Origin of the sequence: Gemmatimonas phototrophica, assembly GCF_000695095.2 — a bacterium.
Classification (GTDB): domain Bacteria; phylum Gemmatimonadota; class Gemmatimonadetes; order Gemmatimonadales; family Gemmatimonadaceae; genus Gemmatimonas; species Gemmatimonas phototrophica.
Genome location: NZ_CP011454.1, coordinates 3,729,173 through 3,741,817 on the forward strand (window position 1 = coordinate 3,729,173; position 12,645 = coordinate 3,741,817).

The 12,645-nt window shown below is 64.9% G+C and carries 5 protein-coding genes; 3 read left to right on the forward strand and 2 right to left on the reverse strand.

The genetic code is table 11. From position 1 onward, the window contains the following. Positions 1 to 43: 43 nt before the first annotated feature. The gene (locus GEMMAAP_RS15800; protein ID WP_053333644.1) at positions 44 to 2,047 is read left to right on the forward strand and encodes a putative bifunctional diguanylate cyclase/phosphodiesterase; all 2,004 of its coding nucleotides are present in this window, start codon (positions 44 to 46) and stop codon (positions 2,045 to 2,047) included. 90 nt (positions 2,048 to 2,137) lie between these two features. Continuing rightward, positions 2,138 to 6,709 (forward strand): glutamate synthase large subunit, encoded by a 4,572-nt coding sequence (gene gltB / locus GEMMAAP_RS15805; protein WP_158514892.1) that lies wholly within the window; start codon positions 2,138 to 2,140, stop codon positions 6,707 to 6,709. 18 nt (positions 6,710 to 6,727) lie between these two features. On the opposite strand, the gene GEMMAAP_RS15810 is transcribed toward gltB, so the two are convergent. Beyond that, positions 6,728 to 8,089 carry a HEAT repeat domain-containing protein gene (locus GEMMAAP_RS15810; RefSeq protein WP_026848434.1) on the reverse strand — a complete coding sequence of 454 codons (1,362 nt, stop codon included), beginning with the start codon at positions 8,087 to 8,089 and terminating at the stop codon, positions 6,728 to 6,730. Positions 8,090 to 8,181: 92 nt separating this feature from the next. Next, positions 8,182 to 10,788, reverse strand: a complete 2,607-nt coding sequence (locus GEMMAAP_RS15815; RefSeq protein WP_043579393.1) for a BamA/TamA family outer membrane protein — start codon at positions 10,786 to 10,788, stop codon at positions 8,182 to 8,184. A gap of 182 nt (positions 10,789 to 10,970) precedes the next feature. Here GEMMAAP_RS15815 and GEMMAAP_RS15820 point away from each other — a divergent pair, with 182 nt between their 5' ends. Then, positions 10,971 to 12,644 (forward strand): peptidase dimerization domain-containing protein, encoded by a 1,674-nt coding sequence (locus GEMMAAP_RS15820; RefSeq protein ID WP_075071548.1) that lies wholly within the window; start codon positions 10,971 to 10,973, stop codon positions 12,642 to 12,644. Position 12,645: the final 1 nt, after the last annotated feature.

Consider the following 12,645-nt stretch of genomic DNA (forward strand, 5'->3'; position numbering starts at 1 on the left):
CCGAAGCCGGCGGGGGCTGGGGGCGGAACACTACCGTGGCCGTATGCGCACCATTTCGTCCCAATTCAAGGTCTTCGTCGTTCCTGCGCACTCGCAATGGCGGGCCACCGTGCTCGCCACCGTGGTGGGCGCGCTCATTTTTTTCGTGTACGAGGCCAGCAAGTCCGCGATCTTTCCGGGGCTGACCATCTGGGAATCGCATTCCATCACGATTGGCTTTGGCTCTGCCATTGCCGGTGGGGCGGCCTGGTTTGCCATGCGGCGACAAGCACGTCTGCTGCAGGCCATCGCGTCGGAGGAAGCGCTCCGTGAACGGCTGGAGATGCGCCAGCGAGCGCTGACGGAAAGCGAATCCCGCTTTCGGCAATTAGTCGAGCAGTCTCCCGAAGCCATTGCCGTGCATCGGCGTGGATATCTGATCTATGTGAATGGCGCGGGTGCCGCACTCATCGGCGCGGCCTCCAGCAACGCGCTGGTGGGACGGCGAGCCGCGGACTTTCTGCATCCGGATGATACCGTCCTCGCCCAGCAACGTCGGGCGGGCACGGCTCGGCTCCAGTATCGGCTGGTCCGCACGGACGGAGAACTGCGTGAAGTCGAGGCGGTATCCGTGGCCATTGAGTACGAGGGGGCCGACGCGGTGCAGACGGTGTTCCGCGACATTACGGAGCGCAAAGCGCTTGAGGCCCGTCTGCGCCATGAGGCGTTCCATGATGGCCTGACCGGATTGGCCAACCGCGCCCTCTTTCGGGATCGATTGGAGCATGCGCTGATGCTCAGCCGCCGACAGGCCGGGGTGGAGTTAGCTGTCCTCTTCCTCGACCTCGATGATTTCAAGGGCATCAATGACAGTCTTGGTCACGAGGCGGGTGATCGCGTGTTGCAGGCCGTCGCTCTCCGCATCCGCGAAGAAACCCGTGGTGCGGATACCGTCGCCCGCTTTGGCGGTGACGAGTTTGCCATCCTGCTGGAAGGGGTCCCCAGTGAAACGGAAGCCCTGGCCATCGTGACGCGCATCAAGGCCGCACTCCGCAAGCCCCTGATGATTGACGGTCGTCTGATGACCATCGCCGCGTCGATTGGCATTGCGTTCGGACGCAGCGGCAACGACGTGGAAAGTCTGCTGCGCAATGCTGACGTGGCCATGTACGAGGCCAAGGAAGCCGGCAAGGCCAGACACGCCGTGTTCGAGCCCGCCATGTACGAAGCCATCGTGCAGCGGCTGCAACTCGAAGCGGATTTGCGCACCGCCGTGGTCTCCCCGACGGACGCCGGCATGTTCCTCGTGTATCAGCCCATCGTGGATCTTGTTACGGGAGAAACTCGCAGCCTCGAAGTCCTCCTGCGTTGGCACCACCCCGAACAGGGCGCACTCCCCCCGTCTCTCTTCGTGCCGATTGCCGAACATACGGGCGCCATTGTGCCGTTGGGCCGCTGGATTCTGGAAACAGTCTGCTCCCAGATCATGGAGTGGCGTACCATGTGGTGGCGTGAGCGCCTCGACCCCACCGCCTTTCCGTCCGTGTCGGTCAATATCTCCGGCCGTCAGTTGCGCGAAGAGCACTTTGTCGAGGAAGTCGAGGAGATCCTGCGCCGGACCGGTGTGCCTGCGTCAGCGGTGACGCTGGAAATCACCGAGAGTGTCATCATGCACGATACCGAGCAATCACTGCGCACGCTGTCGGCGCTGAAAGCACTCGGCCTGCGGTTGGCCATTGACGATTTTGGCACCGGCTACTCCAGTCTGAGTTACCTCCAGCGGTTCCCTGTTGACATTCTCAAGATTGATCGGGCGTTTGTGGAAGGGGTGGCCACCGAAGGCTCCGACGCCGCCCTTGCCCGGACGATCGTGTCGCTCGGCACCACACTCACGCTGCACACGGTCGCCGAAGGGGTGGAACTGGAGTCGCAGCGTGTTGCCTTGCAGCAGATGGGATGTCAGCTCGGGCAGGGCTATCTCTTTTCACCACCCATGCCGGCGTCACAGGTGTTGCCGTGGCTGGCTCCTGACCTGAACGCGACATCGCGAGTCGCCACCTCCATGTGATGCGAAGTACCGTCCGGTGCTGTAGCTTGGCCGAGAGTCGTTTCAGAAACACACGACACTCACCTCTTTCTGCCAGGCTGCCTTATGCGGGTGCACGACGCCTCCGGTTCGCTGTTTGACGACCATGTAGGGTCTCCCTACGCGCCACGTGACGCGTGCGGCGTGGGGTTCATTGCCCGTCAGAGTGGCGAACGGACCCATGAGGTTGTCAGTCTGGCGCTGGAAGCGGCCGCACGGCTGGCGCACCGGGGCGCCTCGTCCACCGACAACTCGGCCGACGGCGCTGGCTTGCTCGCCCAGATCCCGCGACGCCTGTTCATTCTGGCCGCCTCCCGGTTGGGCATTCACCTGCCAGCGGATACCTCCATTGGGGTGGGCATGTGCTTCCTGCCCACCGAGCCGCAGGCGTGCGAGGAGGCCATGTCGCTGGTGAAGGATGTGCTGCTGGGCGACGGCATTCCTGTGCTGGGCTGGCGTGAGGTCCCGGTGCGTCCCGAGGTTCTGGGGGCGACCGCGCGGGCCGCCATGCCCACCATTCGGCAAGTCCTGGTGGGACGACCGGCCGGTAGCGACGACGACACGTGGGAGCGCCAGCTGTATCTGGCGCGTCGGGAAATGGAACATCGGGCGCTCGCGCGCGGATTGGAGCCGTTCTACATCTGCTCCCTTTCCTGCCGCACCGTAGTGTACAAGGGGCTGCTCACCGGCGGGCAGCTGGGGGATTTCTTCCCCGACTTGCGTGACCCGGCATTTGAAACGGCCATCGCTGTTTTCCACGAGCGATACGCCACCAACACCATGCCGCGCTGGGAGCTCGCGCAGCCGTTCCGCATGCTGGCTCACAACGGCGAAATCAACACGCTCTGGGGGAACCGCAACGGGATGGCGATGCGCGGGACCCTGCTGGTGGCCCCGTCGTTTGGCGACAAGGCGGAACGCGTGCGGGAACCCATTCGCCCGCGCGGCAGCGACTCGGCCAGCCTCGACAACGCGCTCGAGTTGTTCGCCCGGGCTGGGCGCTCACCAGTGCACGCCGCGATGATGCTGGTCCCGCAGGCGTGGGAAAAATTCCCGGACGTTGAGCCGGCGGTGAAGGCGTTCTACGAATACCACCAGTGCGTGATTGAGCCGTGGGACGGACCCGCCGCGCTCGCATTCAGCGACGGCGTCACGGTGGCCGTGTCGCTCGACCGGAACGGCCTGCGCCCGTGCCGCTACAAGATTCGCGCCGATGGCATGGTGGTGGCTGGCTCCGAAGTGGGGATCGTGGATTTTGATCCACGCGATGTCGTGGAAACCGGTAAGCTGGGCCCCGGCGGCGTTTTTCTCGTGGACACCGACGGCAAACGCATCGTGCGCAATATGGCCGCCAAGCGGGAAGTGGCCACACGACGCCCGTATGCAAAGTGGATTGCGCAACACATGTCCACGCTGCCCACCAGCGATGGCGCGGAACCGCTCGTGCGATCGAGCGATCAGCTGCGGGCCACGCAAATGGCGTTCGGCTACGGGCACGAAGATCTGCGGGTCGTGCTGGAGCCGATGGCCAGCACCGCGGCGGAAGTGGTGTGGAGCATGGGGGACGACGCGCCGCTGGCGGTGTTGTCGCCCAGCACGCCGCCGCTCTATGCGTTCTTCCGGCAGCGCTTCGCGCAGGTCACCAATCCGCCCATGGATTCGTTGCGTGAAAGCATGGTGATGTCGCTGCGCATGCACCTTGGCCGGCGCGGTTCTCCACTGGTGGAGAAGTCGTCGTACGCCCGCATGCTGCGCATTGAACATCCAGTGCTGTTGCCCGACGAAATGGCGGCACTGCGCGCGTTCCCGCAGTTCCCGAGCGCAACGCTCGACGCAACCTACAACGCGCGGTCGCGTTCCGAAGCGCTGGAAGCGGCGCTCGATTCGCTCTGTCGGCGGGCGGAAATGGCGACACGGAAAGGGGCGCGCCTGCTGATCATCAGCGACCGCAAGGTGAGCGCGGATCGCGCCCCCATTCCGGCCTTGCTGGCGCTGGGCGCCGTGCGCCAACACCTCGTGCGTACCGGATTGCGCGCCCGGGTGGGATTGGTGGTGGAAGTTGGTGATGCCATTGAGCAGCACCACATGGCGGCGTTGTTTGGGTATGGTGCGGAGGCCGTGCACCCGTGGCTTGCCATGGAAACGGTGGCGACGGTGTTTGCCGAAGCACATGGCAAGGCCGACGCCGACCCGGAACGCCCGGGGCCGGCGCTGGCCCAGTCGCGCTATCGCGCGGCCGTCGAAAAGGGATTGCTCAAGGTACTCGCCAAGATGGGTATCTCCACCTTGTCGAGTTACTGCGGTGCGCAGACCTTCGATGCCCTTGGCCTTGGCGCCGATGTCATTGACCGGTGCTTCGCCGGCACGTCGTCACCGATCGGCGGCCTGTCGTTGCGTGAGCTCAGCGAGGACGTGCTGCAGCGCCACCGCCGGGCCTTCACCTCCGATGGCGCCCCGCACGCCACGCTCCCTGATCACGGGCGCGTGCGCTTCAGGAAAGACGGCGAAGTTCACGCGTGGGCACCACAAACGGTCCTGGCGTTACAGCAATCGGTGGGCAGTGCGCGCGCCACCCGCGCCGGCACCAGCCCCGACGACGCTTGGCGCACGTTTGCGCAGCGGGTAGACGGTGGGGCCCCCGCCAGTATCCGCGACCTGCTGGCCATCCGCCCCGGACAGTCCATCCCACTGGACGACGTGGAACCGATGGAAGCCATTCGCGCGCGCTTCATCTCCAGTGCGATGTCGCTGGGGGCGTTGTCGCCGGAGGCCCACGAAACGCTCACCATTGCCATGAACCGCATGCAGGCGCGTTCAAACAGTGGAGAAGGCGGCGAGGATCCGGCGTTCTATCGCGACACCGGCAGTGATCGACGCGACAGCCGCATCAAGCAGGTGGCCTCGGCGCGCTTCGGCGTGACCACCGAGTACCTCGTGCGCGCGGAAGAAATTGAAATCAAGATCGTGCAGGGCGCGAAGCCCGGAGAAGGCGGCCAACTGCCGGGCCATAAAGTGACGGAGCTGATTGCCCGGTTGCGGCATAGTACTCCCGGTGTCGGACTCATTTCGCCGCCGCCGCATCACGATATTTACAGCATCGAAGATCTGGCGCAGCTGGTACACGACCTCAAGACGGTGAACCCGCGCGCGCGCATTGGGGTGAAGCTGGTGGCGGAAAGTGGCGTGGGGACGGTGGCTGCCGGCGTTGCGAAAGCCTTTGCCGACTATGTGCTCATTGCCGGTCACAACGGCGGCACCGGTGCCTCCCCACTGTCGAGCATCAAGCACGCCGGCTCGCCGTGGGAGTTGGGATTGGCGGAGGCGCAGCAGGTGCTAGTGGCGAACGGATTGCGTCACCGCGTGGAAGTACGCGTGGATGGTGGCCTGAAGACGGCGCGCGATGTGATCATCGCGGCGTTGCTGGGGGCCGAGTCGTTCGGGTTTGGTACGGCGCCACTGGTCGCCATGGGCTGTGACATGGCCCGCCAGTGTCACCTCAATACCTGCCCGACCGGCATTGCCACACAGCGTGAAGATCTGCGGGCGAAGTTTCGTGGTACGCCGGAGCAGGTCATCGCGTACTTCTCACGCATGGCCGAGGATGTGCGGACGGAACTGGCGCTGCTGGGTGCGCGCTCTCTGGCCCAGATCATCGGGCAGGTGGAGCGACTGCAGCGCGCCGAGCGGCCGGAACTTCCGCGTTCCACGATGCTCGACTTGTCGCAGGTCCTTGGTGTGCCACGGCGCAGTGATGAGTCACGCACCCGCACGGTGGTGCGGAACGAGCGCCTGGGAGTGACGGCGGTTGACGAGCGAATTCTGCAGGATGCCGCCGACACGGTGCAGCACGGAACGGTATTCCGCGGGACATACGCCATTCGGAATCACCATCTCACGGTGGGGGCACGCGTGGCTGGCGCGCTGGCGGAACGCTTTGGCGACGCCGGGTTGCCGCCGGGTACGATGCAGTTGGACTTTGCGGGGAGTGCGGGACAGAGCTTCGGCGCGTTTGGCGTGCGCGGCATGCGCTTTTCGCTGGAAGGCGAAGCCAACGACTACGTGGGGAAAGGGCTGAACGGTGCCGAGATTACCGTGCGGCCATTCCGCAACGCACGGTATCGGGGGGCCAGCCATCTCAACATGATTCTTGGCAACACGGTGCTGTACGGAGCGACCGATGGCCTGCTGTGCGCCGCAGGGCAAGCCGGTGATCGATTTGCCGTCCGGAACTCCGGCGCCTGTGCCGTGGTGGAGGGGGTGGGCAATCATGCCTGCGAGTACATGACCGGGGGGATCGTCGCCGTGCTGGGGCGGGCCGGGCGCAACTTTGGTGCGGGCATGTCCAACGGCGTGGCTTACGTCTTTGACGAATCGGAGACGTTTGCCGGTCGCCTCAACCATGAGATGGTGCTGCTGGCCGATCTGGATGCCGAGGATACCGCGTTACTGAAGGTGCTGTTGCGACTGCACGTCACACGGACAGGGAGTGCCCGGGCGCGCTGGCTGCTCGATGACTGGGAGCACCAGCATGTCCGGTGGCGGAAAGTCAAACCGCGTGGCGCCGGCGAGCATGTGACCCGTATCCGGGAAGAGTGGATGGCGCGACTGTCGGCGTTGAACAGTGAAGCGGTGACGGCGGGCTGAGCGCCGGCACCGTGCGCGTCAGCGGGTGGAGAGGCCCAATGCTGCCGACGCGCGTTCACGAATGAGGCTGTGCGCGTCGTTGGTGAGGGCGCGCAGGGCGTCATCGGCAGCGGGACGGTGTCCCGCTGCCAGCGCCGTCATGGCGGCGAGCCGGATCTGCAAGTCATCGAGGGAGCGGGTTCGTTCCGCCGTCAGTTCAATGAGCTTCTGGCGGGCTCGTGGCGTGTGCACATGGGCGAGCGCCGCAATGATCTCGAGCTGATACTCCAGGGTGCTTTCTTCCTGCACAGCGAGCATCATGCGATCGGCCAGCGGGTCGGCATCAGGGGCGGCGAAGACGAGGGAGAGTGCACGGTTGCGCACCTCCGGCGTACTGTCGAACATGACCGACTCGAGGCGACTCGTGGCGGCTGGGCCGCCAATCTGCCCCAGGGCCGCAACGGCCGCCACCCGCACGCGGGTATCGGCGTGCTTGAGCAGCCGGGCCAGGTCCGGGATGGCCGCCTGATTCTTGCTCTCCCCCAGCAAGCCGGCCGCATTGCGAACCACAAACCAGGTAGCATCGCCGGCAAAGTGGCGCGCCACGACCAATGTGGCCGGCAGCGACGCCGCGAGGTCATAGAGGAATCGTCGATCCGCCAGTTCCGTGGCTGCGATCAGCTGCTCGAACACCGCGCGGGCCCCCGGCACTCCGGCGCGCAGGAGCAACGCCTGGACCCCTTCGTGCTCCTGCTGCTGATCGAGGAGCAGTTCCACGATGAGTTGCAGGGGCTGCGGCGTGGCCAGTGACTCGAAGAACGAGCTGTCGGTGATGCCCGACAGCAGCTTGAGGAGCGAGAGACCATCGCCGCGGAGCACTGCCGTGCGGAGGGCCTGTTCCACGACATCCCGTGCCGCGGGCTCGGTTGGCGCGATGGATGTGACGGACGGAGGCGTGGCGCTACGCGGCGTTTCCGATGGTCCATCGTCCGATGAGGGAATGGCCATCATGCCGGCGGGAGTGGGACGCAGGGGCATGCCGGCCGCGCGCAGGCGGACGTTCCAGATGGCCAACGCGTCCGCGCTTTCGAGGATGGCCCCCTGCACCGACGATGGCGGGGCGATGAGAATGCCGCCCAACTTGAGGAACTCGGCCTCAGTAACCGTCGAGGCGATATCGAGTGCCGTGACGCCGTGTGCACTCAGCATTCCGCGCAGAAACTCCGCGCTGTCGCGCACCGGCTCTACCGCGTGGGCGTCGTTGAGCACACGCTGGTCGATGGTGACGCTGCCAACGTGTGCCAGGGCGCACAGCCGTTGCACACTGGAGAGCACGTCCGTTGTGGGAGCGCGCTCACGCAATTGCCTGAACAACAATGCCAATGCGGCAACGTACACCATCTCGAGATGCAGATCCGGCTCCGGGAAATCAGTCTCTGTCTAAACTAGAGGACCGTCATGTATCCGCCAGAGCCGGGTGTGTGAACGCGGCCTCAGATGGGGGCGTCGAGATACAGATCGAGACGCCAGCCTTTGGCGGGGTACAGTCCGCGGGCGACGTCGAAGCGGAAGAGGCCATCGAGCGCCCCAAATCCGAAGCCCGCCCCACGCTGCGGCTGAATCTGCCCGAAGGTTTTTCGGCTACCGGCCCATCCGACATCGAAGAAGGCCACGGGCCGAAACGCGCCGCTGCGCGTACCCACTTCGGCGCGGGAAAACCAGAAGGCATTACCCATTTGCGTCCCCGGGAGTTGGCCGCGCACGGTGCGCAGACCGCCCACGGCAAAGCCGCGCTGAAAGGGGACACGGCCCGCCGAGCTACCAATTGATCCAGTCAGCGAGGTCGCCAAACGCCCCAGCGGCCGAGCGAGGGTGGCCTCGAGAGAGCCACGCGCGAACTCAAAGGTGCCGGTAACCGCTTCCAGGCGGGTGATGCTGGTCAGGCGTGTGCCGCGTGGACGGTCGATGAGCAAGCGGGACCACGAGGCGTTGACCCCGGTAAACGATCCCGGCTCCGACAGGAGGTTTTCGCGGAAACGGTTGCCCCCAAACGCGCGACCGAGAGAAAACGTGTTGACCACATCGCTGTCGCCAGCCGTCCATTGCCGCTCGACGAAGAGGCGATACTCCAGGGCGCCGCGTCGCTGTTCGCGGCGCTCCCCCAGTTCGAACCCGTATGTCCGATAGTAGAAACCTTCATCGCGGCCGTAGAGGAAGGCAGGGAGCGAAGGACCGAATGAGAGGGCCCCGGCCCACTCGGGGTTCATAGCGGCCAGCCGGTGATACACACTGGCCGTCACGGTACGTGCGCCATTGCTGCGAATGAGGGCCAGTTCGCCGTTGGCATGCAGATCGGCATGACCGATACGCCCAACGCCACGCAGGGTATATCCCGCCCCCAGCACCTGTTTCACCTCCACGCCGGCGGATAGCCCTTCCACCCGGTTATAGCGGAACAGATCGGAACCAGTGCGAATGGTGGGAAGCTGCGGGGCGAAAGGCACCTGCAGTGACATCCCCAGCGCACTTGCCAGTTGCTCAGCACTTCGCAAATCGAACAGCTCTTCGTCATCCGTACCGAGTGCCGGCAGGGCGGGAGAGGTGGCCAGCCGATCCATGTTGCAGGGCAGATCGTAGGCAATGCGGAGCGACCGTTCGTAGCGCTCCTCCACACGCGTCCACGTGCTGTCGGTCCGGCACTGCGTAACCTTGCCACGACCATAGCGTCGCTGCTGTGTGGAATCACGCCGGGCCACGTCCTTGTCCGACATCGGGCCCATGGCCATCGACACCTGCACCTCACCAGATCGGCTTTCCACCACGATGGAGTCGGACGCGGAGGAGTCACGCGTCGCGGTGCGGCTCCGGCTGGGCGGCAGTGCCGCCAGTGTGAAGTCGCCGTCCACATCTTCGTAGGTGAACTTCTCGTCCATGCGGAAGGGGATCCGCATGAACATGATGTCGGCGCTGGCCGTGGCACTGTGTGCGCGCGGCAGCCAGAACTTGCCCTTGTAGAGTGCGTACTCCACCGTGATGGCATCCAGCTTGGCGCGCATCGGGCGCATGGTGGCGCTCACCCAGGCGGGCACGTCGTCATCGGAGGATTGCCCCTGCGGCCGGCGTACGCGTGCGCGCTGAATGCTGTCCTTGACGTAGGCCTCGCGCGGGAGTCTGGCGCGCAAGACAGAGTCGCGCACCGGATCCAACGCGAGGTTTTCTACGATATCCTTCTTGGTTTCCTCGCTCGCGACGCCCCAGATATCGATGTCCGTGGCGAGGCGATAGGCGGCGCGAACCAGTTGCCCGCCCTCACGGTCAAACCAGAACGACCCCACAAAAGTGCGCCAATCCGCCTTGCGCGCGGTGATGCGCAATTCCTGCAAGCGAATGACCCGTCCCTCCGGGAGCGTGATGCTGGCCGAATCGCCGGTTTCGTAGCGATAGAACCGTTCCGCACCGCGCGCCAACGGATGGATGATGTCGCGCTCGTCGACTTCGGTTTTTACCATGCCGAAGTCGGATGACGGAAACCAGAGCTGCTCACGCCCGGGAAAGTAGGGGATGCTGACCGCCGACACGAAGTCGCCGGTCACATCGCTCGCCATGGGGACGGTCATGCGTGAGCCGACGGGGCGCACCCGCACGCCGACATCGCGACGCCACGAGATATCGGCCACGTTCTCGCCGCGGAACAGCAGCTTTTCCAATCCCAGCTTGCGGGCCCCCATGTGTACGGACATGCGCTGCGTAGTGGTGGCGCGGTAGCTGCGCAGTGCGCTGTCCTGAGTTTCCCGGGCCAGACGGGCGCGCTGGAGCACGGTCCGGGCATCTGGGCTGCCAAAGGCAGACGACGCAGCCTCCTCGGTGAGACGGGCACGGGTGGCACTGTCGCCGGCGAGGCGACGCCGATTGATGGACCGGGCGTCGCGCACCGCCTCGCGGACGGCTCGCCGGTCTTCCGTGGACAGCGTGTCGGCCTTGCGGGCGGAATCCCGCGAAGCGGCAGGCTTTTGCCCACCCTGGGCCTTTGCCGCGAGGGGCGCCAGCCCGACGGTAACCAGGGCACGGAGAATGAGCGAACGGCGCAGGATGACGCGCATACGGACCATGGCAGGGGAGAACGGGAGCGACTGGGGCAATACCGCCCTGAGATTCAGGATTCGTTCATGCCGTACGGCCCACCACGGCGAGCGGTTTCCGGGGGCGAAACGTAACTTCTCCAGTTGGACCCCGGCCCTCTGCCTTTCGTTTCAGGAGATCTGACGTGCGCTTCCCCCCTCGCATGACCCGTTCGACCCGCTGCGGCCTTGCCGCCGCCCTGCTGCTCGGCGCGCCGCTGGCCGCCGAGGCGGGCGCCCAGACGGCGGGCGCCGCGGCCCCAGCCGCACCGGCACCCGCAGCAAATGATCCCCGTCTTGCCAAACTCAAGGACGAAGCGCTGCAAATGGTCCAGGCGCGCTCCAAGCAGGTCCAGGAAATCGTGGACATGCTCTTCTCGTTTCAGGAGCTGGGCTTTCAGGAGTGGGAATCGCAGAAGTACCTGACCGGCATTCTTGAAAAAGAAGGCTTCAAGGTGGAGCGTGGTGTCGCTGGCATTCCTACCGCCTGGACGGCCAAGTGGAGCTATGGCACTGGAAAGCCGGAGATCTCGCTCGGGTCCGATGTGGACGGCATTCCCCAGGCCAGCAACAAGCCGGGCGTGGGCTACAAGGATGCCATGGTGAGCGGTGGCCCCGGGCACGGCGAAGGGCACAATGCCGGTCAGGCGCTCAACATCGTGGCGTCCATCGTGGTGAAGCAGCTCATGCAGCGCGACAAGATCAACGGGACGCTGCTGCTCTGGCCCGGCATTGCGGAAGAACAGATGGCGGGCAAGGCGTTTCTGGTGCGCTCGGGGGTGTTCAAGAACACCGACGTCACACTCTTCACGCACGTCGGCAACGACCTTGGCGTTTCGTGGGGGGCCAGTGGGTCCAGTGCCCTCATCTCGGCCGAGTTCCGCTTCAAGGGCTCGAGCGCGCATGCCGCAGGTGCGCCATGGCGCGGCCAGTCGGCGCTCGACGCCGTGATGCTGATGGCACAGGGATGGGAGTACCGGCGTGAGCATCTGCGGCTGCAGCAGCGCTCGCACTACGTGATCAAGGACGGCGGTGACCAGCCCAATGTCGTGCCCAGCACGGCGAGCATCTGGTTCTACTTCCGTGAGCAGGACTATCCTCGCACGATGGAGCTGTTCGAAACCGGCCAGAAGGTGGCGCAGGGCGCGGCCATGATGACGGACACCAAGCTCGATACCGTCATGATTCTCGGTTCTGGCTGGTCGGCACACTTCAGCAAGCCGATTGCCGAAGCGATGCACCAGAACATCCAGACCGTCGGCATGCCCGCGTGGGATGACAAGGATCAGACGCTGGCGAAGGGCATTCAGCGCGAACTTGGCCAGCCGGACTTCGGGCTGTCGTCCGAGGTGAACAAGCAGCTTCGTGGGGCGGAAACCCCGCAGAACTGGATGGGGGGTGGCTCCGATGACATTGGCGACATCGCGTGGAACGTACCCACCGTGACGCTGCGCTTCCCGTCCAACATTCCGTCGTTGCCCGGACACAACTGGGCCAACGCGATTTCGATGGCCACGCCCATCGCACACAAGGGAGCCCTGGCTGGCGCCAAGGTGCAGGCGCTCACCGTGCTCGACATTCTGCTCACCCCGAAAGTGGTGGCCGATGCGTGGGATTACTTCAACAACGTCCAGACCAAAACGGTGAAGTACAAGCCGTTCATTCGTCCGTCGGACCAGCCCCCCATTTGGCTGAACGCCGATATCATGGCGAAGTACAAGCCGCAGCTGCAGAAGTTTTACTACGATCCGAGCAAGTACAAGACGTATCTCGAGCAGCTGGGGATCGAGTACCCCACGGTGCGCCCCATTGAAGCCAAGCCGAAGGGCAACAATTAAC